This window comes from Eikenella exigua (assembly GCF_008805035.1).
GTDB lineage: Bacteria > Pseudomonadota > Gammaproteobacteria > Burkholderiales > Neisseriaceae > Eikenella > Eikenella exigua.
This window is the reverse complement of sequence record NZ_CP038018.1, coordinates 1,505,402-1,532,370: the sequence shown is the minus strand read 5'-3', so window position 1 is coordinate 1,532,370 and position 26,969 is coordinate 1,505,402. Positions and strand designations below refer to the sequence as shown.

Sequence of the window (26,969 nt, the reverse complement as noted above, 5' to 3'; positions counted from 1 at the left end):
GCCCAATACTCCATATCGTGTTCACGCCTATTCCGAAAAACTCCCTACTTTCCGGCTTAAACAATGAGCAACTTTCTGCGGTAACCTGGCCGGCGCAATCTGCTTTGGTGCTGGCTGGTGCCGGCAGTGGTAAAACGAAAGTGCTTACTACCCGCATCGCCTGGCTCTTGCATAGCGCCCAAGCTAGCCTACATTCGGTAATAGCGGTTACTTTCACTAATAAGGCTGCGAAAGAAATGCGTGCCCGGCTCGAAGCCATGTTGCCGCTTAATATTCGCGCTATGTGGCTGGGTACGTTCCATGGCCTGTGCCACCGATTTTTGCGTTTGCATCACAAAGAAGCTGGTCTGCCTGCTACCTTCCAGATTTTAGACAGCAGTGATCAGCTCGCTTTGGTCAAACGACTGCTCAAAACCCTCAACATTTCCGAAGAAATCATCGCTCCGCGTGCCTTACAAGGCTTTATCAACGCGCAGAAAGAAGCAGGTTTGCGTGCTACCGTGCTGCATGCCAGCAATTCGTTTGAGCAGCGCCTGATTGAATGCTATGCCGAATACGATCGTTTGTGTCGGCAGGAAGGGGTAGTAGATTTTGCCGAACTCATGTTGCGTAGCTATGAAGTGTTGCAAAGTAACGAGATCCTGCGTACTCACTACCAGAACCGTTTCAACCACATCTTGGTGGACGAATTCCAAGACACCAACAAACTACAATACGATTGGCTCAAACTTCTGGCTGGACAACATATTGCCGTGTTTGCTGTGGGCGATGATGATCAAAGTATCTACCGTTTCCGTGGTGCGCGCGTAGGCAATATGGCCGATTTCATGCGTGAATTTCAGGTAGCCTCTCCTATCAAGCTGGAGCAGAACTACCGTTCGGTGGGCAATATCCTTGCTGCGGCCAATGCCGTGATTTCCCATAATGACGGCCGCTTAGGCAAGAACCTGCGCACTGAAGCCGAGCATGGCGAAAAAATCCGCTTCCTTTCCGCCTTTACCGACGGTGAAGAAGCCGAGTTCGTGGTAGAAGAAATCAAAGCTCTGCACCGCGACGGCATGGATTTGGCACAAACTGCCGTGCTCTACCGCAGCAATGCCCAGTCGCGAATTCTCGAACAAGCTCTGTTTCGTGCAGGACTGCCCTATAAAATCTACGGCGGCCTGCGCTTTTATGAGCGGCAGGAGATCAAACATGCACTTGCTTATTTGCGGCTGGCGGTTAATCCTGACGACGATAACGCTTTGTTGCGCGTCATCAACGTGCCCGCACGCGGCATTGGCAGCCGTACGGTGGAAAACATTCAAGCCGCTGCTGCGCAGGAAGGCATGCCGCTGTGGCAGGCAGCCTGCCGCGTGGCCGTGAAAAACGGCAAAGTGGCAGCCTTTGTGCGCCTGATTGAAAGCCTGCGCGGCTGTATCGGCCAAGTCGGGCTACCTGAAATTGTGGCGGAGGCCGTACGCAGCAGCGGCCTGTATGAGTATTACCAAAACCAAAAGGGCGATCATCAAGACCGCTTAGACAACTTGGACGAGCTTATCCGAGCGGCCGAAGAATTCCGCCCTGAAGACAGTACGTTTGAAACCCTACCCGCCGATGCCGCAGAGAGCCCGGCATTCCCCGTGCTTGCCTTTTTGAGCAATGCTGCGCTTGAATCTGGTGAGAACCAGGCCGCCGCCGATGAATCTGCCGTACAGCTGATGACCGTGCACGCCGCCAAAGGGCTGGAATTCGACGCCGTATTCCTCACCGGCATGGAAGAAGGCCGTTTTCCCAGCGAATTAAGCCTGGCCGAACACGGCGGGCTGGAGGAAGAGCGGCGGCTGATGTATGTGGCCATCACCCGCGCCCGGCGGCGGCTCTACATCAGTATGGCGCAACAGCGGATGTTGCACGGCCAAACCCATTTCGGCACCGTATCACGCTTTGTGGAAGAAATTCCGCCCGATTTACTGCGTTTACTCACCCCCGTGCTGAAACCACGCTTCCCCGTGCCCGAAGGCCGGCCTCAACAGAGCAGGGCAGAATGGGCTGCGCCGGTGGCGAAGCAGGATTACGACGGCTTCAGCATCGGCCAAAATGTGCGGCACGCCAAATTCGGCACCGGCGTAATCATCGAAGGTGAGCACAAAGCCGGCAGCGCCCGCCTCACCGTAAACTTCGGCAAGCAGGGCATCAAAGTGCTGGACACCAAGTTTGCCAAACTGGAAGCCGTGTGAGTTTTCAGGTAGCCTTAGGGCTTGAAGCAAATTGCTTTAAAGGCTACCTGAAAAACATTAGCTTCAATGCAGCCAAAAAAATCCATTGATTATCAAGGAGAACACCATGTCCGCATACGACAGCAACAACATTTTTGCCAAAATCCTGCGTGGCGAAATCCCCAACCACACCGTGTACGAAGACGAAAAAGTCCTCGCCTTCCTCGACGTGATGCCGCAGGCGCGGGGCCATGTGTTGATTGTGCCGAAAACACAGGCTGTGGAGCTGACTGACCTGCCGCCGGAATACGCCCAAGCCGTGTTTGCTGCTGCCCAAAAAATCACTGCCGCCCAGCGCAAAGTTCTGCAGCGGCACGGCATCGTGCAAATGCAGCTTAACGGCCAAGAAGCAGGCCAGAGCGTGTTCCACTACCATATGCACCTGATTCCCGGTCATCTGCACGAGCTGGGGGAACACGAAGACAAGATGGCCGATCATGCAGAACTGGCCGTGCTGGCCGCCCAACTGCGTGAGGCCGTGGCAAAGTCGTGCTCCTATTCGGCAGCATATCGAAGCGGCGGCAATTAAATCGACTACATGCACAGCAGCATTCACGGCAAACCTGAAAAGTTTCAGGTAACCTTTTGGAAGAATCCAATTGAGTTGCTGAAGTTAGCGGCATAAGACCTTTTAAGAGTTGCCGAATATGGGCGCAGTTCAAGGCGTTTCACCAAACACCTTCTTCTCCTCCCCTTACGGCGTTAGCTCACCTTGTTGTACTACTGTGCTTTCTGCAGCTCGCTGCTTTGCGGGGAGAAAGAATTTGTTTGGCTGTCGCAGCACAGGCATATCATTAGGTAGGTAAGCGATTGAGTAGCGCATAATGCCCTAAGTGCCCGTGGGAGGTAGTTTTTCAAAGGTCTTAGCATGTCAGAATGGCAGTAGCTAAATCGTCTAATCACAAAGTATGGGCTACTTGAAAGTTTCAGGTAGCCTTCCAAAGCAAAATGAAACCTAACCAAGCAGACCCCAATCACCACCTGGAACAGGTTTGGCAGCAGGCCGATGTTGCCGAACTGCGGCGCAAACTTCTACGTTTTGCCACCTTGCAACTACACGATGCCCAATGGGCGGAAGACGTGGTGCAAGACACCATGCTGAAAGCTTTTGCCCGCCGGCAGCAGTTTCAAGCTGCCGCACAATGGCAAACGTGGGTGTTTGCTATTTTGCGTAACACCTTATTAGACAGCCTGCGTAGCCAACAAAACCGACTGCAATGGCAAGTGAGCAGCGAAGACGAGCAGTTTCTCGATGCCGTCCGCCGGCAGCAGTTTGACGAGAGCGGCCATTGGATGGACAGCGCCAACCCACAAGCATGGGCTTCTCCGGAAGACATCATCCGGCAGCAGGAATTTATGCATACTATGGAATACTGCCTCGAACAATTACCGGACAATACCGCGCGAGTATTTATGCTACGGGAGTTGATGGGGTTGGAAGTGGCTGAAATTTGTCAGCAAACCGGTATTAGCGCTGATAACTGCTACACTATTCTTTACCGCGCCCGTAATGGCCTACGTCGCTGTCTGCAAAGTAATTGGTTAAACGGATAAGGAGGATGCATATGCTGAAATGCCAACAAGCCGCAGAACTGATTTCGCTACAACACGACCGTCCACTGAGCCTCTTGGAATACTGGCAACTGCGATTGCATCTCCTCGTTTGTTCACCTTGCAAACACTACCGTAAACAGCTGTACACTATTGAGTTGGCAATGGAACATTTGCGGCAGGATCAGGGTAGAGACAAGAGATGAAAGGCTACCTGAAAAATATTTGAGAAAATAATATATTCGCTAATTAACAAAAATATTTTCCCGGGAAAGCTTGACTCAGATTGGAATAACTGGTGTAATAATAAGCTGCGAAAGCGGCCAGATAGCTCAGTTGGTAGAGCAACGGATTGAAAATCCGTGTGTCGGCAGTTCGATCCTGCCTCTGGCCACCACTAACCGCATTTTAGCGGTTATTTTTTTGTCTAACGCCATCTATCCAAATCTACAAGACCCAAGCCCAGCAAGGCTTCCAGCTATATTTGAGGCTTGTTTGGTATCTACCGCCGTCTATCCGAATTGCATTGAAGCAACAGAATTTTTACGGTATCTTTTACGGTATTTTGAAAATACCGCCGAAAAAATACCGTAAAAATGCCGCTAACCAACCGCCAAATCAAGAATGCCAAGCCTACCGCCAAAGCCTACAAGCTGACTGACGGCAGCGGGTTATATCTGCAAGTTACCCCTGCGGGCGGCAAATTGTGGCGGTTTGATTACGCGATAGCCAATAAGCGAAAAACACTATCAATCGGGAAATATCCCCTTATCTCCCTGCTCGAAGCGCGGGAAGCCGCCGAAAGCGCACGCCGCCTGCTGGCTGCCGGGCAAGACCCGGGCGAAGCCAAGAAGCAGGCTAAACAAGAGCGCATTGCCGCCCTGCAAAACACCTTCCGCAATTTGGCCGCCGAATGGTACGAACACCAGCGCGCCGGCTGGACGGCAGGCCATGCCGCTAAAGTGTGGCGCAGCTTCGAGGTAGATATTTTGCCCGCGCTTGGCAGCCTACCGATAGCGGAAATCCGTATTAAAGACGTGAAGGCAACCGTTGATGCGGTGGCCGCACGCGGTGCGTTGGATACGGCGGCCAGCGTATTGCAGCGCATCAAAGCTGTATTCAATCACGCCATACGCACGGAACGAGCCGAAAACAACCCCGCCGCCGCGCTAACCGGCACAATCAAACTGCCCAAACAAAAACACCAGCCCGCTTTGCCACAAGCCGAGCTGGTGGAGTTTTACCGCCGTTTGCTGACCGAAAAAATCCGGCAGCCAACCGTGAAGATAGGATAATCCGCAAGAGCGCGCGCGATTTCCTACAGGCCTACGGGCAGAGCAGCAAGTATTTTGTCAATTTAGCGGATGTGGGTATTGGCGGCAATTGCCAACCTGATTATGCGGAGTTTTGGGGCTTCGTTGTGCCGGCAAACTATGAAGACGGCAGTACGGGCAAACCGCGCTATTTCCTCACGGATAAGGTGTTTGAAGAATATATCTGCAAGGGCTTTGACCCGCGCAAGGTGTGCCAAGTCTTAACGGCGGACGGCTGGATGCGCAAAGACGGCAAACATAACCGTATCAAGCTGCCGCGTAAGGCGGTGGAGCTGAACCTGCTTTGCGTGAAGCGGATGTATTGCTTTGTCGGGGACGTGCCGCCGGATGAGGCGGCGGAGCAAATTTGACGGTGCGCGTCGGGCGGATATGAGCCGGCAAGGCAAGCGCGGGGTGTGTGCATTTTTAACACCAGCTATCACACGCGCGAGAAGAATAAGTGGGGAAGGTGGGGACAGGTTTAATATATAGCAGTTAATCAATATATAAATCAATTGGATATATTGAAATTTGCCGCTTAGTAAAAAGTGGGGAAGGTGGGGAAGCGTTTCAGGTAGCCTGCCCTTCCTGCCGGCTGGTGTCCCCAGCCCCTTCCTCACGCCTGTCCCCACCCCTCCCCCACCTAAACGCCTTTGTAATCTATTGATTATGTTTGGTTTCCCCACTTTCCCCACCATGTTTTGTATATATAGAAAAAATAAAATCAGGGTGTATTTTATAAATTCAGGAAAAACAATATGATAGATGGTATCGTTAGCGGTAGGCAGCAATTAAAGCCGAAAATGCTGAAAACCAAACGGGGAACGGACTACCTAATCGCGAAGCTGACGGTGTACGGCTAAATGAACCGACAACTAAGTTGATCGTACCAAGTTTAGTTATAACACGGTGGTGAGTATAGGCATACAAATAGGTAAGCGATAAGTGAGCCGGCAGCAAACAAAGAAAGTAGGCATGTGCCACAAACAACATTTTTCAAGTATCTAAGGCTACCGAGAATTTTCAGGTAGCATTAGATACTTGCATATAAATAAAGAGCCGGGGAAACCGGCTCTTCTGCAATATAAAACGAATTAACGTTTGGAGAACTGTTTGGCGCGCCGTGCTTTGCGCAGACCGAATTTTTTACGCTCCACTTCACGGGCATCGCGAGTAACGAAGCCAGCTTGAGACAGAGCAGATTTCAAACCTGCATCATAGTCGATCAGAGCACGGGTGATGCCGTGACGGATAGCGCCGGATTGGCCGGTTTCACCGCCACCACACACGTTTACCATAATATCGAATGCTTCAGCATTTTCGGTCAGAACCAAAGGCTGGCGCACCACCATGCGGCTGGTTTCACGGGCGAAAAATTCGTCAACGGGGCGACCGTTTACCACAATCTGACCAGAACCTTTTTGCAGGAACACACGGGCTACAGAACTTTTGCGACGGCCAGTGCCGTAGTAGTATTTACCGTTCATAAAATGGTGTCCTTAAATTTCCAATACTTTGGGTTGTTGGGCGGCATGCTGATGTTCGCTGCCAGCGTACACTTTTAGCTTGCGGATCATGGCGTAGCCCAAGGGGCCTTTAGGCAACATGCCTTTAACAGCTTGTTCTAGAGCGCGGCCGGGGAATTTGTCTTGCATTTCCCGGAAAGTGCGCTGGTAGATACCGCCAGGGAAGCCAGAGTGGCGGTAGTAGATTTTGCCTTCATTTTTATCACCGGTAACACGCAGCTTGTCGGCATTAACTACAATGATGTAGTCGCCAGTATCTACGTGCGGAGTGTATTCGGGCTTGTGTTTGCCACGCAAGCGACGGGCGACTTCGGTAGCCACACGACCCAGAACTTTATCTTGGGCATCAATGACATACCATTCGCGCTTCACCTCGTGCGGTTTGGCTAAGAAGGTTTTCATAGCAGAAAAATCCAAATTAATATAAGAAAACTTTAATTTTAAAGATTAAGCGGTTTACTGTCAATGTTTATCCTGAGCGGAAACGGAATTTATGGCGTAATCCCTATACATTGTTGCAGTAAGGCAAGCTAGGGAGGAAGGTTGTATATATGGATTTGGCCGCTGCTGTTTGGCATTGTTTGGCTGGGTGTGGTGCAGGTAAAGTAATTTTATTTCAATAGATTAGGTTTGCTCTATGTTGATTTGATTGGCGTATTGGAGACGCAACAAGGAGTGTAGAGGTTACCTGAAAACCGTATTGCCCGTAGCGCCAAGGATATTAGTCATCCCACAACATTTCCTGCATCAGCCGCATGCCCCATTGCCAGCCGCCCAAGCGCTGGTTGAGGTGGCCGGACTGTGGTGCGCGTAACAGCCTGGCTTGCCAGATGGTGGCGGTATCGCTTGCCCAGTCGGTTGGGCACAGTGGATTTTCATCTTGCCCGATTACTAAAGCGGCTTTGCAGTTGGTGCGGGCTCGTTGCAGGGTGTGCCATTCATCATCTATACAGGCAGATTGCAGGGGGGAGACCAAAATCATGCCGCGGATGCGTTGTTGGCTACACATACTGTTTTGGAACTACCAGGCCATGACGGCCGGTACGCCTGCGCCGTGTGCCACAATCATGGCCTGGCCGGGGATAAGCTGCCATGCGGTGTTGATTTTACTTTGCCATTGGGCAATGCCTTCGTTGGCAGCGCAGGCTACCTGTTGCACGAGCGGATAGCTGCGTGCCCAAATATCTATCCACATTTCCGGCTCAGCAGCATCGCGCACGAGGAGCAGGGTAAGGTCTTGAGCAGCAGACATAAGCGGTAGGGGAATATGGGGAAAAGTGTCATTGTAATGTATGGCTATTTCAAATAGGAGTGGGATGGGGTGAGTCCATGCGGTTATTTTTATTTCTTACGACTATTAAGGAAACTGCGCTGCCGCCTTTCAGGTAGCCTGCGGCACGATAGAAGCCGCCGAATGCCGGTGCTATAATCCGCCACTTCATATTACGCTGTTTCCATTAAAATGATTTTGCGGTGGAATCAGCGATTCCATTAAGCTAAAACAACAGGTTATTCATGCTTTCTAACTCCACCATCCTCGTAACCGGCGGCACCGGCTCGTTCGGCAACACCTTCGTGCCCATGACCTTAGCCAAATACAATCCCAAAAAAATCATCATCTTCTCCCGCGACGAAATGAAGCAGTGGGAAATGGCGAAAAAATTTCAGGGCGACAAACGCGTGCGCTTCTTCATCGGCGACGTGCGCGACAAAGACCGCCTGTACCGCGCGCTCGACGGCGTGGATTACGTCGTCCATGCCGCCGCCACCAAAATCGTCCCCACCGCCGAATACAACCCGTTTGAGTGCGTGAAAACCAACATCAACGGCGCAATGAACCTGATTGACGCCTGCATCGACAAAGGCGTGAAACGCGTCGTCGCCCTGTCCACCGACAAAGCCAGCAGCCCCGTCAATTTATACGGCGCGACCAAGCTCGCCAGCGACAAACTCTTCGTGGCCGGCAACGCCTATTCCGGCGAACACGGCTGCCGCTTCGCCGTGGTGCGCTACGGCAACGTGATGGGCTCGCGCGGCTCGGTGATACCGTTTTTCCTCACCCAACGCGCACGCGGCACGCTGCCGATTACCGACCCGCGCATGACCCGATTTATGATTTCGCTGGAACAGGGTGTGGAGCTGGTGTGGCACGCGTTTGACGACATGGTGGGCGGCGAAATTTATGTGAAAAAAATCCCGTCCATGAACATTTGCGACTTGGCTGCCGCCGTTGCACCCGAATGCGCGCAGGAAACCGTCGGCATCCGCCCCGGCGAAAAACTGCACGAGCAGATGATTGGCGCGGAAGACTCGTTCCACACTTACGAATATCCCGAACACTTCAAAATCCTGCCCGCCATCAACGGCTGGGATGAAACGCCCGAGCGCATCAAAAACGGCGTGAAAGTGCCCGAAGGCTTCGTGTATGCCAGCAACAACAACACGGAATGGATGACGCGCGAGGAATTGCAGGCGTGGATTGAGGCTAACAAAGAGAAAATCGGCGCGATTTGATAGAGAAGGCTACCTGAAAGGGAAGCTTCAATGAAGTTAAAACTAGTTGAACAATTTTCAGGTAGCCTGAATTTTATGATGGAGACATTAAAGGAGAAAATTATGTATTCAAATCAAAAGAGACTTTTGGCAGTATTGCTAGGAGCAACCGTCCTTTTTGCATGTACATCAATTACGGTTCAACCTGTTAGTGCGGCTGAGGATATTAGGGAAATCTGTATTGAGAATAACCCGCGTGTGCAGGTTAGAGATTTTGTTAGCGTACTGCAAAATCGGTTGGCATATCATAATATTCAGTCGCAAGTTGTAGAAAATAAATCAGCACAATGTTGTGTTTATTCTATGACTTATACTGCTTTGCGTTCTTGGGACGTAACTACTTACCTATCACATGCCGAATTATATCTTTGGAAAGAAGGAAGACAAATTGCGCAAGCAGAATATCATTTGCGTGGAGGCGGTGGTCTTGCATTGACAAAATTTGCTTCCACACAAACCAAAATGGAACCTGTCATTGATCAATTATTAGGACGAAGTGGTGTAAAACAAGGAGCTCCTACAACAGTTACTCAGCCACGAGTTTCCCCTGTTCCTATGCGGCAGAAAAAACCTCAGCAAATAGAGCAAGAGCAGCCGATGATAAACGGGAATATGGGAAGTAATTAAAACCTAATTTCAGGTAGCTTGCATCCATAAAGGCTACCTGAAAATAAAATCTCGGCAGCTGCGCAGTAGAAAAGCCATTTCCACAACAAACCCATCTATCCAACTAAAGGACTCCCTCATGATCCCCTACGGCCGCCAAACCATCTCTGAAGCCGACATAGCCACTGTCGTGCGTGTGCTCCAATCCGACTTTCTCACCCAAGGCCCGCAAGTGCCTGCCTTTGAAGACAGCCTGAAGAATTACTGCGGTGTGCAGCACGCCGTTGCTGTAAACAGCGCCACCTCCGCCCTGCACCTCGCCTGCCTCGCCCTCGGCCTGGGCAAAGGCGACAGCCTGTGGACATCTCCCATCACTTTCACCGCCTCTGCTAACTGCGCCCGCTATTGCGGTGCTGATGTGGATTTTGTAGACATCGACCCGCACACCCTGAATATGTCCCCCGCTGCGCTGGAAGCCAAGCTGAAAGCGGCCAAAGTTTCAGGTAGCCTGCCCAAAATCGTTGTGCCGATTCACTTTTCGGGTGAACCCTGTGATATGCGGAAAATCCACGCATTATCCAAAGAATACGGCTTCAAAATCATCGAAGATGCCTCCCATGCCGTTGGCGGCAGTTATCAGGGCGGCAAAGTTGGCAACTGCCAATATAGCGACATCACCGTATTCAGTTTTCACCCCGTCAAAATCATCACCACCGCCGAAGGCGGCGCAGCCCTCACCAACAGCCCAGAGCTTGCCGCTAAACTCGCCCTGCTGCGCAGCCACGGCATCACCCGCAATCCTGAAGAAATGACTCAGGAGCCGGATGGGGCTTGGTATTACCAGCAAATCGACCTCGGCTACAACTACCGCATGACCGAACTGCAAGCCGCCCTCGGCGTGAGCCAGATGACCCGCATCGACGAATTTGTCGCCCGCCGCCACGAGCTCGCCGCGCGATACGACCGCCTGCTTGCCCATCTGCCGCTCGTCTTGCCGTACCGACATCCAGAAAGCCGCTCCGCCTTGCATCTCTACCCCGTACAAGTCCGCGCCGACAGCGGCAAAACCCGCCGCCAAGTGTTCGACTTTCTGCGGCAAAATGGCATCGGCGCCAACGTGCACTATATTCCCGTCCACACCCAGCCCTACTACCGCCAATACTTCGGTTTCAAAACAGGCGACTTCCCCCGCGCCGAAGCCTACTACGCCGGCACAATCAGCATTCCGCTGTATTTTGATCTGACTGAAGCCGAACAGGATAAAGTGGCGGAAGTGTTGGAACGGGCTTTCAGGTAGTCTTTGGCAGCGAGGGGAGGCAGCCTGAAAACGAGGTTTCCGCAGGAAGATGAGTTTCTGCAAAGCTAAAATTTCTGCTGCCTGAGAGAAAAATCATGACAAATAAAGCATTATGGATATTACTGGCCTGCACGGTATTTGCTGCCCGGGCCGAGCCTCCGTCGCCTGAGCAAGAACGTGGTTATGCGCTTATGGTTGCAGCCATGCTCGGGCAGGCACATCAGGCATTGGTGCTGTGCGGCCTGTCGCAGGGAAACGACCCATTTTTTGCCGAGGGCAACCCCATTCAGCAAAACATGGTGATTCATATGAATCGCGTAGCGCCTGACGACAAAGCTTTTCCACAAATGTTTTACCAGACGTATCAAGATGCATTCCGCCGATCCAATCCCGATTTTTCGCCTGAAAAATGTGGTCATTTGGATGAGGAAGCCGTGAATCGGGAAAAGCAGCGTTTGCTGGATCGGTTTGCTGCACCGTTTGGCAGATAGCAACAGCCGTAAGATATGTGTGTGAGCAAGCTTCCCCCTGCTTGCTGATGAAGAGGTCTTGACGCAGACAAGACTGTTCATGTTCAGGTAGCCTTTATTAAAGTATAAAGGCTACCTGAAAACGAACGTAGTGCACTTCTACAGCATAACTTCAAGCCGCCCGGTGTTCGTATCCCAAATGTGCCGCACCCGCGAAACCACCGCACCCTATTGCCGGCACTACGGCATCGAGCCCGCTGAGTTGCCCTGTTTAAACGAATTTTCCTATCTGCCATTCGATTTGATCGCCAAGCTCAGCCCTAGCGAGCGCCGGCCTATTGGCAGCGCGGCGATGTGAACGAGCGAGTAGGGCAGGGCGCAGACAGCTTTGCCGATTTCGATGCACGGCTGGAGGCGTTTTTGCAGCAATGGCATCAGTTGCCCGATGGCAGTTTGTTGTTCGGTCACGGGCTTTGGATTGCCTTATTGGCGTGGAAGCTGTTGGGCTTTCAGGTAGCCTCTCCTGCCGACATGGCAGCCTTCCGTGCCTTTCAAACTGCCATGCCTATGCCGAATACCGCCGTGTGGACGCTCGTTGGCAGCTGCCGAGAAGATTTGCGGCTGGTGTTTCAAAGCGGCCCGGTGGCAGAGTGAGATCCCAAATAGTACATTGCCACCGCCTGCGCTTATTAAGGATTAATGCAATCATTTTATGCATTGTTTAAAATAATGTTTTCAGGCTACCTGAAGGAGTAATCATGACCCTGCAACAAGCCCTCGAACGCCGCCGCTCCGTGCGCCACTACGGCGACGCCCCCATTGATGCCGACACCGTACGCCAGTGCCTGCGCCTTGCCCAGCTGGCTCCCAGTAGCTCCAATATGCAGCTTTACGAGTTCTACCACATCACCGATGCTGCCGTGTTGAAGCAGCTCACTGCAGCCTGCCTTGGCCAAAAAGCCGCTGCCACCGCGCCGCAGATGGTGGTGTTCGTTACCCGCCAAGACCTGCACCGCAGCCGCGCTCAAACCGTGCTCGATTTTGAGCGCGGCAACATCCAACGCAACAGCCCGCCCGAAAAACAGGCCAAACGCATTCAGGCGGAAGAAGGCTACCGCAACAAGCTCATGCCCTTTGTTTACGCTCGCTGCTTCGGCCTGCTCGGCGCGTTCCGCACAATGCTGGCATGGAGCATCGGCCTGTTCCGCCCGATGATGCGCGACGTGTCTGAAGCCGATATGCGTATCGTGGTGCACAAAAGCTGCGGCTTGGCGGCACAAACCTTTATGCTCGCCATGGCCGAAGCCGGCTACGACACCTGCCCGATGGAGGGGCTGGACAGCCGTTGCGTAAAACGCATTCTGAACCTGCCGCGCGGCGCAGAAATCAATATGATTGTGGCCTGCGGCATACAAAAAGAAGGCCACGGCATTTGGGGCGAACGCTACCGCCTGCCGTTTGACGAGGTGTATCGGCATATTTGAAGCGCTGTATACAAATTTGAGGCTACCTGAAAAGTTTCAGGTAGCCTTTTTGATAAACGGGCGGATTTTATATTTGCCATGCCAAGGCTCCGCCGAAACCCTTGTTGTGCCCACCGCAATCCCTGCCTACACCCATCGCAAACCGCTGCGGCCGACTGCTCAAATCAGCTATAATCCCCGCCTTAATAAACCGTATGCGCCACGCCTTCCCAAAGGCCGGCAGAAACCGCTACTCCATGACCCTTTGCATCATTCCCGCCCGCGGCGGCAGCAAACGCATTCCGCGCAAAAACATCAAGCTATTCAACGACAAGCCAATGATTGCCTATTCCATCGAAGCTGCACTGGAGAGCGGCTGCTTTACGCGTGTGGCGGTGTCGACCGATGATGAAGAAATCGCCGCCGTGGCGCGGCAATATGGTGCGGAAACCCCGTTTGTGCGCCCGCCCGAGCTGGCGGATGATTTCGCCACCACCGGCGCCGTGATGCGCCATGCTGTTGCTACGCTGCTGGCGGAGCGGTTGTCTGAAAGTGAACGCAGCGGGTTGCTGCACGGCAAGAGCGGGCAGCCGGATTGTTCAGCTAGCCCCAAGCCAGTCTTGCCCGAAGTCTGCTGCCTGTATGCCACCGCCCCTTTTGTGTGCCCTGCCGACCTGCAACGCGGGCTGGATACGCTGCGCCAAAGCGGTGGCGATTATGCCTTTTCGGTAACCGATTTCCCCTTTCCTATCCAGCGGGCCCTGCGGCTAAACGAGCAGGGCGGCGTGTCGATGTTTCAGCCGGAGAATTTTGCCGTGCGCTCGCAGGATTTGGAACATGCTTGGCACGATGCGGGGCAGTTTTATTGGGGCAATGCCGAGGCTTGGCTGACGGAAAAACCGATTTTCAATAGCCAAGCTGCTGCCGTGAAGTTGCCGCGCTATCGTGTGCAGGATATTGATACGCCGGAAGATTGGGCGCGGGCGGAAATGATGTGGCGCGTGTTGCAGGAGATGGGTGATTAGTTTTTGCCGCGTAGCAGCTCGCTGAATCCGCTTTCAGGTAGCCTTTGATTAAAGACCAAACGATGAAGATTTTAATCCGTGCAGATGCCTCCCTCCAAATCGGCAGCGGCCACATCATGCGCTGCCTCACGCTGGCGCACGGGCTTTCGCGGCGCGGCCATGAGGTGCGCTTTATCTGCCGTGCGCTGCCCGGCCATTTGGGCGAAACCATCGGGCGTGCCGGTTTCGGCTTGGTGTTGCTGCCCGTGCCGCCGCAGGCCGTAAGGCTACCTGAAAGCGAACGCTGCGAGCTTCTGCGCAGCAAAAATGAACGCAGTGAGCTTTGCCAAAACGAAGCGAAGGCCGCAACACACTTTCAGCCAGCCCATGCCCATTGGCTGCCGGTATCACAGGCGCAGGATGCCGTCGATTGCTTGCCGCATATCCTTGCTTTTGTGCCGGATTGGATTATTTGCGACCACTACGCCTTATCCGCCGAGTGGGAGTTGGCCGCTAAAGCCGCTGCGGGCAGCCGCCTGATGGCGATCGACGATTTGGCCGACCGCCCCCACGCCGCTGATTTGCTGCTGGATCAAAACCTCGACCATACCCCTGCCGATTACGCCGGCCTGGTGCCGCCCGCCTGCCGCCTGCTCACCGGCACGCGCTACGCCCTACTGCGCGAAGAATTTGCAACGTGGCGCGCGGCGAGCCTGCAACGCCGTGCTGCCCAAGCCGACAAAGGCTACCTGAAGCATATTTTGGTGACCTTGGGTGGTGTGGATAAGGACAACCATACGTTGGCAGTGCTGCAGGCGCTTTCAGGTAGCCTGCCTGCCGCCTGCCGCGTCACCGTGGTGATGGGCAAAACCGCGCCGCACACCGCCGCCGTGCAGGCGTTTGCCGAAAGTGCGCCGTATCCCTGCCGCGTGCTGGTGGGCGCAAACAATATGGCCGAACTGATGGCCGAAGCCGATTTGGCCATCGGCGCGGCGGGCAGCACTTCGTGGGAACGCTGCTGCCTGGGATTGCCCACCATGATGCTGGTGTTGGCAGAAAACCAACACGGCATTGCCGAAACCTTGCAACAGGCTGGGGTGGCGAGCGTGGCCAATATGGCGGATTTGCCTGCCAGCTTGGCCAGTCTGCTGGCCGAAACGCCTGCCCTGCGGGCAGAGCAAAGCCGCCGTGCCGCCGCGCTGTGCGATGGGCGCGGCGCGCTGCGAGCAGCCAATAATTTGGCCGATTTCGTGCCTGCCGTGCTGCGACCTGCCGCGCCTGCCGACTGCCGCCGCCTGTTTGAGTGGCGCAATCACCCCGAGATTCGCCGCTTTATGTTCGATAGCAGGGAAATCGCTTGGGATGGGCATCAGGCATGGTTTGCCCGCCAGCTGGCCAATCCCGGGTTCACCATGCTGCTGTATGAAGCCGGCGGGGCGGCGCAGGGCTATGCCAGCTTCAAACACCTGGGCGGTGGCCGCTGCGAATGGGGCTTCTACCTCACCCCCGATTGCCCGCGCGGCCAAGGCCACGGCGGCACATTGGGGCAGCTGGCGTTACAATACGCTTTCGGCCGCCTGAATATGCACGAAGTGCACGGCCAAGTGTTGCCGCACAATGCCGCCAGCCTGGCCCTGCACTGCCGGCTCGGTTTCTGTCCGGCCGATAAGGCAGCCGGGCAGGGGGCGCAGCAGGCCTTATCATTTGTGCTTCGTGCCGAAGATTTTTTGTATTAAATGCTAAAACGACAGCCTCCCCATAAAGGCTACCTGAAACCGAAACCACCCATGAAACCCACATTCCAAATCAACTGCCGCCCCATCGGCGCTGCCCACCCGCCCTACATCATTGCCGAGATGTCGGCCAACCATAACGGCAGCCTGCAAACCGCCTTCAACATCATAGAACAGGCCAAGGCCGCCGGTGCCGATGCCGTCAAAATCCAAACCTACACCGCCGACACCATCACGCTGCGCAGCAACGCGCCCGAGTTTCAAATCAAAGGCGGCCTGTGGGACGGGCAAACGCTGCACGAGCTGTATCAAAAAGCGCATCTGCCTTGGGAATGGCACAAGCCGCTGTTTGATTTTGCCCGCGAGCAAGGCATCACCATTTTCAGCTCGCCGTTTGATTTTACGGCGGTGGATCTGCTGGAAAGCCTCAACGCCCCGGCTTACAAAATCGCCTCGTTTGAAGCGGTGGATTTGCCGCTGATCCGTTATGTGGCGCAAACCGGCAAGCCGATGATCGTGTCCACCGGCATGGCCGATGCCGAAGAAATCGCCGAAGCCGTGGCCGCCGCGCGCGAAGGCGGCTGCAAGGAATTGGTGCTGCTGCACTGCGTGAGCGGCTACCCCGCCCCGGCGGCCGATTACAACCTGCGCACGCTGCCCGATATGGTGCAGCGCTTCGGCGTGCCGGTGGGTTTGTCCGACCACACGCTGGACAACACCACCGCCATCGCCGCCGTGGCGCTCGGTGCGTGCGTGATTGAAAAACACTTCACGCTAGACAGAAACGGCGGCGGCCCGGACGACAGTTTTTCTTTAGAACCGCAGGATTTGGCCGAACTGTGCCGCAGCAGCCGAACCGCCTGGCAGGCACTGGGGCAGGCCGATTACGGCCTGAAATCGAGCGAGCAGGGCAATATCCAGTTCCGCCGTTCGCTGTATTTTGTGAAAGATATGAAAGCGGGCGACACCATCGGCGCCGACTGCATCCGCAGCGTGCGCCCCGGCTACGGGCTGGTGCCCAAACATTACGACGCGCTCATCGGCAAACGCCTGCGCCGCGATGTGGCGGCCAATACGGCCACCGGTTGGGATTGCGTGGAAGAGTAGAAAAAGTTTCAGGTAGCCTCACGGCGGGTTTAGAGGCTACCTGAAAAGTTCCGATATGAAGATTCTAAAAGACAGCCTCATCTACCTTGTCGGCGAAATGCTGGCCAAGGCCATGCCTTTCCTGCTGCTGCCTTACCTCACGCGCAAGCTGGGTACGGCGGGGTTTGGCGAGCTGTCGTATTATCAGGCGGCGTTTTCGCTGCTGCTTATCGGCTTCGGCATGAGCCAGGATGGCGCGGTTACGCGGTATTACTATGTATACGGCCAGCGCAATCTACACAGCGTGGTGTATGCCGGCGCGCTGTATACCGCCTTTGCCGCGCTCATCGGCCTGTTGGCGGCGTGGCAGCTGTATTCGCTGGCGTTGGCGGCGGTGGTGTGTGCGGCGGCGGCACAAACAGTGCTGTCCACGCAATTGAGCCTGCGCCAATGCCGCAAACAGGCCTTGTCCTATACCGCCATTCAGTTCGGCAGCAGCTTGTTTACCACCGTGCTCACGGTGTGGCTGCTGGAAATGAGTGCGGATTATCCGGTGGAGCGGCGCTTTTTGGCGCTGTTTGCCGGCAATGCGCTGGTGTCGCTGGCGGCCTATCTGCTCTATCGGCGCAGCGCCGGGCAGCAGCTGGGTTTCAACCGGCGGCGGGTGCGGCAGGCTTTGCGTTATATTTTCGCGCTCGGCCTGCCTTTGGTGATTCACCATGCGGGCAATTATGTGAAAGGGCAGTTCGACCGCGTGGTGATTTATCAGGGCTATTCCGCCGCCACGCTGGGCGTGTATTCGGCGGGTTATCAAACCGCCAGCGTGTTGGGCGTGTTGCTGATGGCGTTGAACAAAGCCACCGTGCCGTATTACTACCAGGCCTTGCGCAGCGGCAAAATCACGGCGGCCACGGTGCGCCGCTGGGCGCTGCTCTCGCTCTTGGCTGCGCCGCTGCCGGCAGTGGTGGCCTGGCTGATGCCGGAGCGGCTGTTTTTGTGGCTGCTTGGGGCGCAGTATGCGGGGGTGCATTACTATATTTGCCTGTTTTTGCTTGGTTTCGGTTTAACCGTGCCCTATTATTTGCAGGTAAATTATTTGTTTTACCACGCGCAAAACCAGCGCATCGCGCTCACTTCGCTGCTCTCGGCAGGCGGCTATTTGCTGGTGTTGCTGCTCACCGCGCGGGTGGGCATCCAATGGGTGCCGCTGGCGATGATTGCGGGCAACGCGCTGATTTTCCCGATATTGTTCCGGCAGGTGAAACCGTATGGCTGATTTGGCGAATTTAATCATCTGCCTCACGCCCCTGCAGGCCTTGATGGCGCAGCGGCTGATGGCGCAGCGCGCAGAGCCGTTCGATTTGCTGATGCTGTGCTACGAAGATGCGGATAATGCCAAGTTTCGGCATTATTTTCAGGTAGCCTCTGCGGGCAGCCGCCATGCCGAATATGCCCTGATTCCGCAAAGCAAATGGCGGCGCGAGCTGGGCTTGCCCCGCCTGCTGCGCGGGCTGGATAAAGAATACGCCACCGCCTTTGCCGCCAGCATCGATAATCCGAACGTGCAATATGTGCTGAACCGCATCCGCTTTGATGCGCTGGAAACCTTCGACGACGGCACGGGCAACCTGATTCCCGGCAGCGTGCTCTACCGCAACAGCAGCAACCGCCAGCGGCAGCTGATGAACCGCCTGCTCGGCATCCGCCTGCAAACCGAAGACCTGCGCCGCCTCTCGCGTCGGCACCACACGCTCTATCCCGGCCAGCCCAATATTGCCGCGCCCACCGTGCCGCTGGATTTGTGGGCGGTAGCCGGGCAAGGGCTACCTGAAAGCGGGCAGGGTGGGCTTCGCCAAAGCGAAGGCAGAGAGGTGCTGAGAAGCGAAAATGGGGCAGTGGATGAGTGTGGCTTAAACGAAAGGCTACCTGAAAAAAATACGGCCGACGTATCTGCCGCAAACCCTACGCCCGAGCACACCCGCCGCATCCTGCTCGGCCAGCCGTTGCTGCCCAATACGGCAGATAACGCCGCGCTGGCCGAAAGCCTGCTGCGCCGTTTTGAGATTGGCGAATATTTCCCGCACCCGCGCGAAACCTACCGCGTATCGGACGCCGAATACATCGCCAGCCCGCTGATTTTTGAAGACTATCTGTTGGAAAGCCTGCGCCGCGAGCCTGATACCCGCTTTGAGGTGTATCACCTCGTCAGTACTGCCGCGCTGAATGTGTACGCCTTCCCGCGCACCGCCGTGTATGCCGTGCGCCCCGCAGAAGCCGCCTTTCACACGCCCGGCGTGGCGCGGATTTATGAAGTGATGGCGCAGTTGGGCATTCCGATTATCGATATTGAGTGAGTTTCACGATAACTGTTTAGCGTTATGAGCAGCGCCTTTTTAATTTTGTGCCACCGCCCGCCGCTGTATTGGCTGCGGCTGGCCGAGCGCCACCCCGAAATCCGCCTGCTGCTGCACTACGATGCCAAGGCGGATATCGGTGCGTTGCCGACTCTGCCGCCGAATGCGAGCCTGATTCCGCAGCGCGTCAACATCCGCTGGGCGGGCTTCAGCATGGTGGAAGCCACGCTGCATCTGATGCGTGCCGCGCTGGCCGATGCAGACATCCGCTTTGTGCACCTGGTGAGCGGCAACTGCGTGTTGCTGCAATCTCCTGCGCAAATTGAGCGCGAATTTGCCGCACTGCCAAGCGGCAGCCTGCTGCTGGAATGCCGCGCCGCGCCGCGCCTGCGCTACCGCGTGCGGTTCAACACGCCGCACGCCGATACCGCCTGGCAGCGCTGCCTGCCCGGCAAATTGCTCACCAAAGCGTTTCAGGCGGCTGATAAAATCCTACCCGCCGCGCAAACGGCCTATGCCGGCAGCCAATGGTTTTCTGCCGACCGTGCGGCCTTGGCAGCCCTGCTGAACGCGGCTGATGAACAAGCTTGCGCCTTTTTCCGCAAGAAGCTTTGCCCGGATGAGCATTTCTTCCAATATCTGGCAAAAAGGCTACCTGAAACGACGCGCATCATGCTGTGGCCCAGCAACCACCGCCACATCCGTTTCGCTCCGGGCAGCAACCACCCCGATACGCTGGCTTTGGCCGAACTGCAAGCCTTGCGCCACAGCCCGAATTGGCTGGCACGCAAAGTGGACGATGATACTGCGCGGCACTTTTTAGACGAGATAGAAGGAGTAGCGTCATGACGGTGCCAGCGCAAAACCGGTTTTCAGGTAGCCTTTTGGTGGAAAGCACGCCGCCGTTTTCCGTGTTGATGTCGCTGTATGCCCGTGAACAGCCGGAATATCTGCGTCAATGTTTGGCCAGTTTGGCCGCACAAACCCTGCCGCCAAACGAAATCGTGCTGGTGTATGACGGTGGGCTACCTGAAAGCTTGGAAACCGTGGTAACAAGCTTTTCAGCTAGCCTGCCGCTGAAGATTGTGCGGCTGCCGCAAAACGTGGGGCTGGGGCGGGCGCTGAATGCAGGCCTGCAGGCCTGCATACACGAATGGGTGTGCCGCATGGATACCGACGACATCTGCCACCCCGAGCGTTTCGCGCGGCAGCTGGCTTTTGTGGCGATGCAGCCGCAGCTTGGCGTGTGCGGCAGCCAGATTGACGAGTTTGAACACACGCTGGCCGATGCCGCGCACAGCCGCCGCGTGCCCTGCGAACACGAGGAAATTGCCCGCTTTGCCAAAAGCCGCAATCCCATCAACCACATGACGGTGTGCTACCGCAAATCGGCCGTGCTCGCGGCGGGCAATTATCAGCACGCGCCGCTATATGAGGATTACGATTTGTGGGTGCGCATGCTGCTGAACGGCTGCCGTTTCGCCAACCTGCCCGAAGTGCTGGTGTATGCGCGCGCGGGCGACGAGATGTATCGGCGGCGCGGCGGCTGGGCGTATGCGAAAAACGAGCTGGCCATGCAGCTCCGTTTTTACCGCGCGGGCTTTTTGAGCGCGGTACAGTGGGCAAAAAACGTGCTGCTGCGATTGCCGGTGCGGCTGCTGCCGAACGGGGCGCGGCAGTGGGTGTATCGGGTGTTGTTGCGGAAGTAGATTCATTGTGAAGCCGGGCTTTTATTAAGCATAATTTGAGCTTGGGCAGCTTGCTGAATTTCAGGTAGCCTCTACCATTTTTACTCCATTCGCCCTTGTTTCCCGAAAAACCACGCTCCGTTCGGCTGTGCCAGCAGAGATACATAGCCCGAACCATATGCTCATAATGGCCTGCGCTTGGTTTTATAGGGTGTTTAAAATTTCAGGTAGCCTGTATCGACCCAACTGCCAAACGAGAAATAACGGAAATAATGAAAACGATAAAAATGATTCTGCGCTTTATCGCCGCGGCCTTGGTGATTCTGATTGCGCCGGCGTGGTGGTTTTGGCCGCCGCGCGAGTGGACTCATCCCACGGCCACCAATCTTTCCAGCTACAGCCTGCTCTTGGCCGGCCTGCTGCTCTCCTACGCTTTGAGCCGCAACCTGACGCGTTTCCCCGGCGAGCGTTCTAAGCTGTCGGTGATTCCGGTGGCGGCCATCGGGCTGGGGTTGCCGCTGGTGTTTGCTGCCATGCTGCGACTGCCGTATTCGGTGTATTACCTAGCCGCCGGGTTTGTGCTCACGGTGTTGTATCTGTTTGCCGAAACCTGGCTGGAAAAGCGGCACATCCGCCATCTGTACTATATTGATGTGGAAGGCATGCGTGATTTGCCGCAGCTATCGAATATCCGCTGGCATGAGCTTGCCGAGCCGAGGCTACCTGAAACCGGCCGCGTGAATACGGTGGTGACTAATCTGCATGCGCCCGATTTGGGTGCGGATTGGCAGCGTTTCCTGGCCGACTGCACCTTGCGCGGCATTGCGGTTTACAACATCCGCCAGGTGGAGGAGTCGCTTACCGGCCGCGTGAAAATCCGGCATATGTATGAAAACGATTTGGGCTCGCTGCTACCCAGCCCGGCCTATATGGCGATTAAGCAGGCGCTGGAAGCCTTGATGGTGGTGGCCAGCCTGCCACTCACCCTGCCGCTGATGCTGGCTACCGCGCTGGCCATCCGGCTGGAAAGCCCGGGGCCGGTGCTGTTTGTACAAAACCGTGTAGGCCGCGGCGGGCGCGAGTTTAAAATTTATAAATTCCGCAGCATGGTGTGCGATTCGGAAAAACACGGCGCGCAGCTGGCGCAGGAAGGCGACGCACGCGTTACCCGCACCGGCCGCTTCATCCGCAAAACTAGGCTGGACGAGCTGCCGCAGTTTTGGAACATCATTAAAGGCGACATGGCGCTCATTGGCCCGCGCCCCGAGCAGAAAGCCTTTGTGCAGCAGTTTGAGCAAAGCATCCCCTTCTACGGCTACCGCCACATCGTGCGCCCCGGCCTTTCCGGCTGGGCACAGGTAATGCAGGGCTATGCCGGCAACACAGACGAAACCCAAGTGAAAATCGAGCACGATTTCTACTACATCAAGCACTTTTCCTTCGCACTGGATGTGCTGATTCTGTTTAAAACCCTGAAAACGATCATCACTGGCTTCGGTGCAAGATAAGTTTCAGGTAGCCTTTTGCCAGCCTAAAGGCTACCTGAAAACCAATGCGGCGGGCTTTTGTGAAGCTAAAATATCATCCAAAACAAAAAGGAAACCCATGTCCACTATCCTCGTTACCGGCGGCGCCGGTTTCATCGGCTCGCACACCGTGGTCGAGCTCATCCAAGCCGGCCATCTCCCCGTGATTATCGATAACCTCTGCAATGCCTCGCCCCAAGTTATCGGCCGCATCGCCGAAATCACCGGCCACACCCCCGTCTTTTATCAGGGCGATATCCGTGACCGCGAATTATTGCGCCGTATTTTTGCCGAACACCCCATCCAATCCGTGATCCACTTCGCCGCCCTCAAAGCCGTGGGCGAGAGCGTGAACAAGCCGCTTGAGTATTACAGCAACAATGTTTCAGGTAGCCTTATCCTGCTGGAAGAAATGCAGCACGCCGGCGTGAAAAGCATTGTGTTCAGCTCCTCCGCCACCGTATATGGCGACCCGGATACCGTGCCGATTACCGAAACCGCCCCCCTTGGCGAAGCCACCAATCCCTATGGCGCGTCGAAACAGATGATGGAGCGCATGATGGCCGACCTCCACACCGCCGACCCCGAATGGAGCGTGATTTTACTGCGCTATTTCAACCCCATCGGCGCGCATCCCAGCGGCCACATCGGCGAGCAGCCCAACGGGATTCCGAACAACCTGTTGCCCTACGTTTGCCAAGTGGCTGCCGGCAAGCTGGCCGAACTCTCCGTATTCGGCGACGACTACCCCACCCCCGACGGCACCGGCGTGCGCGACTATATCCACGTTGTCGATCTGGCGCTCGGCCACGTGGCCGCCCTCGATAAAAAAAGCCGCGAAGCAGGCGTGCACATCTACAACCTCGGCACCGGAAAAGGCTCGTCTGTGCTGGAAATCGTCCGCGCCTTTGAAGCCGCCTCGGGCAAAAAAATCCCCTATGCCATCAAGCTCCGCCGCGCCGGCGATATCGCCGAATGCTACGCCGACCCCGCCCGCGCCTTTGCCGAGCTGGGCTGGCATGCCGAACGCAGCCTAGCTGATATGATGCGCGACTCTTGGCGCTGGCAAAGCGGTAATCCGGATGGGTATGGAGATTGATGGATAAAGGTTACCTGAAAAGAATAATGTACTAATTTTTCTAAATTTCAAAGCCCTATCTTGTTATGCTGCATGGTGGCAAACCTAATGGGTAGCGGAAAGAGAACTGTTTGTTTATTCAGAGTTGAAACTCAATTGGGTCAGGATTACCATGCTCGCCGGAATATTGCTTCCTCAAAGCATTAAACTGATTTTGTCAGCAGTATCCCGCCGTTGGATGCGGTAAACCGCCGCCACGGCATTCTTTCCATCCACACCGGAGAAAATTATGCAGAAAACCCTAATTGCCTTGGCCGTGTTGGCCTTGTCTGCCGCTGTTCAGGCCGCCCCTGCAGATGAGGGTGTGCCGCTGCACCCCATCAAAGACGGCCGCTACACCGTAACCACCGGTTACGCACACGAAAATGCCAAAATCGATCAACTTAAATATTCCGGCAACGGCGTTACCCTGCAAGGCCGCGCCGATATTCCGCTAGCTCAGCAACACGCTATTCGTGCCGAATTGGGCTATCAATACCTCGATTCCGATGCGAAAGCCAATGGCGAAAAAATCATCAACGGTGCCAAAACTAATAACGTAGATGTGTATGCCGGTTATTTGTTCTCTCCCTCCGGCTTCAAAAACGGCGGTCTGCGCGTGGGGGGTGGTTTGGGCTATAGCCACGGCAAAATAGATGTGCACAGCCACCGAATCGATCCCGACGACGATGCTGTCGATATCAGTGCCAACAACCTGTATCTGAAAGCCCAGGTGGAATACGAGCAGCAACTGGGCAGCAGCTGGAGCATTACCCCGTGGACCGAAGCCCAAGTCAGCCTACACCGCCGTGTGGAAGAACAATATACACAGATTGAGTATGCCAGTGACGGTAAATACAAACAAAACAACTACAGCCTCGGATTGGGTGTAGATGTGAACAAACAGCTGGGCGAAAGCACTAGCCTCACCTTCGGCCCCTATTACCGTTACACGCGGGATAAAGCCACCAACTTTACCCACGAAGGTGAAAATATCGAGGTGCAGAAAACCAACCGCCACAGCTTCGGCATCCGGGGCGGTGTGCGTTTCTAATAGTTGTATTTGTCTGCAATGCAAAGGCTACCTGAAAACGAGCTCGCGAGTTTCTGCGAGGCTAAAGTTTTCAGGTAGCCTTTTACTTGATGTCTAAATCCCAACAGGGCGGGCGGTTTATTTACCCATCTGCACGGCCTGGATGGCGGTGAGGGCGATGGTGTAGACGATGTCGTCCACCAATGCGCCGCGCGAGAGGTCGTTTACCGGTTTGCGCAGGCCTTGCAGCATGGGGCCAATGCTCAATACGTTGGCGCTGCGCTGTACGGCTTTGTAGGTGGTGTTGCCGGTGTTCAGGTCGGGGAAGACGAACACGTTGGCTTGGCCGGCTACTTTGCTGTCGGGCGCTTTCTGGCGGCCTACGCTGGGCACGCTGGCGGCGTCGTATTGCAGCGGGCCGTCGATGAGCAGATCGGGGCGTTTTTCCTGCGCCAGGCGGGTGGCTTCTTTCACTTTTTCCACATCGGCGCCGCTGCCGGAGGTGCCGGTGGAGTAGGAAATCATGGCCACTTTGGGATCGATGCCGAAGGCTTTGGCGGATTCGGCCGATTGGATGGCGATGTCGGCCAGCTCTTCGGCGGTGGGCTCGGGGTTCACGGCGCAGTCGCCATACACGAACACCTGCTCGGGCATCAGCATGAAGAACACGCTGGACACCAGGCTGGCGCCGGGGGCGGTTTTAATCAGCTGCAGGGCGGGGCGGATGGTGTTGGCGGTGGTGTGTACCGCGCCGGATACCAAGCCGTCCACGTCGTCTTGCTGCAGCATCATGGTGCCGAGCACGACGCTGTCTTCCAGCGCCTGGCGCGCCAAGCCGGGGGTGAGGCCTTTGTTTTTGCGCAGCTCTACCATCGGGGCAACGTATTGCTCGCGGATGGTGTCGGGATCGATGATTTCCAAGCCTTCAGGCAGAGTGATGCCGCGGTTGGCGGCCACTTCGCGCACAGCTTCCGGTTTGGCCAGGAGCACGCAGCGGGCGATACCTTTGCTTTGGCAGATGGCGGCGGCCTCCACGGTGCGCGGTTCGTCGCCTTCCGGCAGGACGATGCGGCGGTTGGCGGCGCGCGCCTGTTCCATCATGCGGAAGCGGAAGGCAGGCGGCGACATCAGCAGCTGGCGCGGCCGACCGATGTGGCGGCAGAGCTCTTCCGCATCAATATGTTCGGCCACGAATTCCACCATGGTTTCCATGCGTTCGGTGTCGTCGGCGGGGATGGTTTGGTCTTGGTGCGCCAGCGCGTAGGCGGTGGCGAAAGTGTCGTGTTCGGTGAGCAATACCGGCACGTTTTGGCTCAGCGCGGGGCTGATGATGCCCTGTACGGCGGGCGAAGGCGCGGTGCCGCAGGTGAGCAGCAGGCCGGCCACCGGCACGCCGCTGAGGATTTTCAGCGAGGCGGCCATCAGGATGTCTTCACGGTCGCCGGGGGTAATCACCAGCGCGCCGGAAGTGATGCGGTGGTGCATGTGGGCGGCGTTTTGCGCGGCCACCACGATTTCTTTGGTGCGGTTGCCCAAATGCTCTTGGCCGGCAATCACTTGGGCGTTCAGGTAGCCTGCAATGTCGGCCACGCGGCACGGCGATTGTTCTGGCGCGAAAGGCAGCACACCCATGCAGGGGATATCGCCGCGCACTTTGGCGGCCACGGTTTGGGCGAAGGCTTTGCTGTCGTTGCCGTGGTAGCGGTTGATGATGAAGCCGGCCACGTCGGTATGGCTGTTGGCGTATTCCTGTGCGGCTAGGTTGATTTGGTCGGCCACCTGTTCGGCACTGTGGTTGCCGGCTGCGGCCACCAGAATTACGTTGGCGTTGAGCGCGGCGGCGATTTGCGCGTTTTTGCTGGTGAGGAAGCCGCGTTCGCTATCGGGCACCATGCCTTCAATAATAGCTACATCGTGCTCGGCGGCGGTAACCTGGTCGAAATCGGATACCATCAGCTCGATCAAATCGTCGTCACGCCCTGCGCCCACCAGCTCTTCCACTTTGGAGAGCGGCTGCGGGTGCGGCGGGTTGAGGTGGAACAGTTTGTTGGCAAATACGATGGCGGCTTCGGTGTCGCCGGCGGGGGTGGGCTTGTGCGATACCGGTTTGTAGTACACCGGACGGCAGCCGCTGTGCTGCAGGGCGCGCAGCAGGCCGAGTGAGATGCTGGTGAGGCCGGTTTTGGTGCCGATAGGCACGAGGAGGAAGTTTGGCATAGGGCTTCTTTCTTGGTAAAGGGTTAATCAATCAGCGTAAAGCAGCCGAATCAATAAGACGGCCGGCAGACGTTTGCCTGTGCTGGTTTTTCGCAGGCCGCATTGTTGCACTATTAACCAGGGGCGGCAAGCGATGGGATTGGGTTTGTTTGGGTAAGGCTACCTGAAAGTGAT

General features: G+C 55.9%; 26 protein-coding genes, 1 tRNA gene and 1 pseudogene. 24 read left to right on the top strand and 4 right to left on the bottom strand.

The window, feature by feature from the left end:
• The first annotated feature begins 17 nt into the window (after positions 1 to 17).
• From EZJ17_RS07920 to EZJ17_RS07890, 7 genes are all read left to right on the top strand, one after another.
• On the top strand, positions 18 to 2,219 hold the full coding sequence (locus EZJ17_RS07920) for a UvrD-helicase domain-containing protein (protein ID WP_067441170.1): 2,202 nt from the start codon (positions 18 to 20) through the stop codon (positions 2,217 to 2,219).
• Positions 2,220 to 2,325: 106 nt separating this feature from the next.
• Positions 2,326 to 2,787 carry an HIT family protein gene (locus tag EZJ17_RS07915; RefSeq protein ID WP_151086384.1) on the top strand — a complete coding sequence of 154 codons (462 nt, stop codon included), beginning with the start codon at positions 2,326 to 2,328 and terminating at the stop codon, positions 2,785 to 2,787.
• Between the two features lie 419 nt (positions 2,788 to 3,206).
• Positions 3,207 to 3,812, top strand: coding sequence for a sigma-70 family RNA polymerase sigma factor (locus EZJ17_RS07910; protein WP_067441168.1), 606 nt, complete (start codon positions 3,207 to 3,209; stop codon positions 3,810 to 3,812).
• A 5-nt stretch (positions 3,813 to 3,817) separates the two neighbouring features.
• Positions 3,818 to 4,015: a zf-HC2 domain-containing protein gene (locus tag EZJ17_RS07905; protein WP_346265213.1), complete on the top strand. Its 198-nt coding sequence runs from the start codon at positions 3,818 to 3,820 to the stop codon at positions 4,013 to 4,015.
• Positions 4,016 to 4,130: 115 nt separating this feature from the next.
• Positions 4,131 to 4,206: transfer RNA gene (locus EZJ17_RS07900), tRNA-Phe, on the top strand.
• 199 nt (positions 4,207 to 4,405) lie between these two features.
• Positions 4,406 to 5,104, top strand: a complete 699-nt coding sequence (locus EZJ17_RS07895) for a tyrosine-type recombinase/integrase (protein WP_067441162.1) — start codon at positions 4,406 to 4,408, stop codon at positions 5,102 to 5,104.
• A gap of 125 nt (positions 5,105 to 5,229) precedes the next feature.
• Positions 5,230 to 5,493, top strand: coding sequence for a hypothetical protein (locus EZJ17_RS07890; RefSeq protein ID WP_151086381.1), 264 nt, complete (start codon positions 5,230 to 5,232; stop codon positions 5,491 to 5,493).
• Between the two features lie 723 nt (positions 5,494 to 6,216).
• Here EZJ17_RS07890 and rpsI read toward each other — a convergent pair.
• The 3 genes and pseudogenes from rpsI to EZJ17_RS07875 form a co-directional block, all read right to left on the bottom strand.
• Positions 6,217 to 6,609 carry a 30S ribosomal protein S9 gene (rpsI, locus tag EZJ17_RS07885; protein WP_003822527.1) on the bottom strand — a complete coding sequence of 131 codons (393 nt, stop codon included), beginning with the start codon at positions 6,607 to 6,609 and terminating at the stop codon, positions 6,217 to 6,219.
• Between the two features lie 12 nt (positions 6,610 to 6,621).
• Positions 6,622 to 7,050, bottom strand: a complete 429-nt coding sequence (rplM, locus tag EZJ17_RS07880; protein WP_067441157.1) for a 50S ribosomal protein L13 — start codon at positions 7,048 to 7,050, stop codon at positions 6,622 to 6,624.
• A gap of 319 nt (positions 7,051 to 7,369) precedes the next feature.
• A pseudogene (locus EZJ17_RS07875) lies at positions 7,370 to 7,900 on the bottom strand (alpha/beta hydrolase).
• Between the two features lie 263 nt (positions 7,901 to 8,163).
• Here EZJ17_RS07875 and pseB point away from each other — a divergent pair.
• The 17 genes from pseB to EZJ17_RS07795 all read left to right on the top strand — a co-directional run bounded on the left by pseB (position 8,164) and on the right by EZJ17_RS07795 (position 24,599).
• Positions 8,164 to 9,162, top strand: a complete 999-nt coding sequence (gene pseB, locus EZJ17_RS07870; RefSeq protein ID WP_067441155.1) for a UDP-N-acetylglucosamine 4,6-dehydratase (inverting) — start codon at positions 8,164 to 8,166, stop codon at positions 9,160 to 9,162.
• Between the two features lie 30 nt (positions 9,163 to 9,192).
• On the top strand, positions 9,193 to 9,828 hold the full coding sequence (locus EZJ17_RS07865; RefSeq protein WP_067441152.1) for an Sbal_3080 family lipoprotein: 636 nt from the start codon (positions 9,193 to 9,195) through the stop codon (positions 9,826 to 9,828).
• A gap of 118 nt (positions 9,829 to 9,946) precedes the next feature.
• Complete coding sequence (gene pseC, locus EZJ17_RS07860) at positions 9,947 to 11,104, top strand: UDP-4-amino-4,6-dideoxy-N-acetyl-beta-L-altrosamine transaminase (protein WP_067441146.1); 1,158 nt, start codon at positions 9,947 to 9,949, stop codon at positions 11,102 to 11,104.
• A 95-nt stretch (positions 11,105 to 11,199) separates the two neighbouring features.
• Complete coding sequence (locus tag EZJ17_RS07855) at positions 11,200 to 11,595, top strand: hypothetical protein (RefSeq protein WP_067444093.1); 396 nt, start codon at positions 11,200 to 11,202, stop codon at positions 11,593 to 11,595.
• A gap of 163 nt (positions 11,596 to 11,758) precedes the next feature.
• Positions 11,759 to 11,932: a histidine phosphatase family protein gene (locus EZJ17_RS10340; RefSeq protein ID WP_156496217.1), complete on the top strand. Its 174-nt coding sequence runs from the start codon at positions 11,759 to 11,761 to the stop codon at positions 11,930 to 11,932.
• A complete protein-coding gene (locus EZJ17_RS07850) occupies positions 11,929 to 12,228 on the top strand; it encodes a histidine phosphatase family protein (RefSeq protein WP_067444091.1) in 300 nt (99 codons plus the stop codon). The genes EZJ17_RS10340 and EZJ17_RS07850 overlap by 4 nt, the downstream gene beginning before the upstream one ends.
• 104 nt (positions 12,229 to 12,332) lie before the next feature.
• A complete protein-coding gene (locus tag EZJ17_RS07845; RefSeq protein WP_067444089.1) occupies positions 12,333 to 13,058 on the top strand; it encodes a nitroreductase family protein in 726 nt (241 codons plus the stop codon).
• Between the two features lie 236 nt (positions 13,059 to 13,294).
• On the top strand, positions 13,295 to 14,062 hold the full coding sequence (locus tag EZJ17_RS07840) for a pseudaminic acid cytidylyltransferase (RefSeq protein ID WP_067444087.1): 768 nt from the start codon (positions 13,295 to 13,297) through the stop codon (positions 14,060 to 14,062).
• A 62-nt stretch (positions 14,063 to 14,124) separates the two neighbouring features.
• Positions 14,125 to 15,777, top strand: coding sequence for a UDP-2,4-diacetamido-2,4,6-trideoxy-beta-L-altropyranose hydrolase (pseG, locus tag EZJ17_RS07835; RefSeq protein ID WP_067441132.1), 1,653 nt, complete (start codon positions 14,125 to 14,127; stop codon positions 15,775 to 15,777).
• Positions 15,778 to 15,828: 51 nt separating this feature from the next.
• The gene (gene pseI, locus EZJ17_RS07830; RefSeq protein WP_067441129.1) at positions 15,829 to 16,881 is read left to right on the top strand and encodes a pseudaminic acid synthase; all 1,053 of its coding nucleotides are present in this window, start codon (positions 15,829 to 15,831) and stop codon (positions 16,879 to 16,881) included.
• Positions 16,882 to 16,936: 55 nt separating this feature from the next.
• The gene (locus tag EZJ17_RS07825; RefSeq protein ID WP_151086379.1) at positions 16,937 to 18,136 is read left to right on the top strand and encodes an oligosaccharide flippase family protein; all 1,200 of its coding nucleotides are present in this window, start codon (positions 16,937 to 16,939) and stop codon (positions 18,134 to 18,136) included.
• Positions 18,129 to 19,214 carry a glycosyltransferase family 52 gene (locus tag EZJ17_RS07820; protein WP_151086377.1) on the top strand — a complete coding sequence of 362 codons (1,086 nt, stop codon included), beginning with the start codon at positions 18,129 to 18,131 and terminating at the stop codon, positions 19,212 to 19,214. The genes EZJ17_RS07825 and EZJ17_RS07820 overlap by 8 nt, the downstream gene beginning before the upstream one ends.
• A gap of 24 nt (positions 19,215 to 19,238) precedes the next feature.
• On the top strand, positions 19,239 to 20,063 hold the full coding sequence (locus EZJ17_RS07815; RefSeq protein ID WP_151086375.1) for a beta-1,6-N-acetylglucosaminyltransferase: 825 nt from the start codon (positions 19,239 to 19,241) through the stop codon (positions 20,061 to 20,063).
• Positions 20,060 to 20,923 carry a glycosyltransferase family 2 protein gene (locus tag EZJ17_RS07810; RefSeq protein WP_067441118.1) on the top strand — a complete coding sequence of 288 codons (864 nt, stop codon included), beginning with the start codon at positions 20,060 to 20,062 and terminating at the stop codon, positions 20,921 to 20,923. Before EZJ17_RS07815 ends, EZJ17_RS07810 begins: the two co-directional genes overlap by 4 nt.
• A gap of 251 nt (positions 20,924 to 21,174) precedes the next feature.
• Positions 21,175 to 22,410, top strand: a complete 1,236-nt coding sequence (locus EZJ17_RS07805) for a sugar transferase (protein WP_082888173.1) — start codon at positions 21,175 to 21,177, stop codon at positions 22,408 to 22,410.
• A gap of 97 nt (positions 22,411 to 22,507) precedes the next feature.
• On the top strand, positions 22,508 to 23,527 hold the full coding sequence (gene galE, locus EZJ17_RS07800) for a UDP-glucose 4-epimerase GalE (RefSeq protein WP_067441113.1): 1,020 nt from the start codon (positions 22,508 to 22,510) through the stop codon (positions 23,525 to 23,527).
• 268 nt (positions 23,528 to 23,795) lie between these two features.
• Positions 23,796 to 24,599 (top strand): outer membrane beta-barrel protein, encoded by an 804-nt coding sequence (locus EZJ17_RS07795; RefSeq protein WP_067441110.1) that lies wholly within the window; start codon positions 23,796 to 23,798, stop codon positions 24,597 to 24,599.
• A 117-nt stretch (positions 24,600 to 24,716) separates the two neighbouring features.
• Here EZJ17_RS07795 and pta read toward each other — a convergent pair whose 3' ends face one another.
• Positions 24,717 to 26,795: a phosphate acetyltransferase gene (gene pta, locus EZJ17_RS07790; protein WP_067444083.1), complete on the bottom strand. Its 2,079-nt coding sequence runs from the start codon at positions 26,793 to 26,795 to the stop codon at positions 24,717 to 24,719.
• Positions 26,796 to 26,969: the final 174 nt, after the last annotated feature.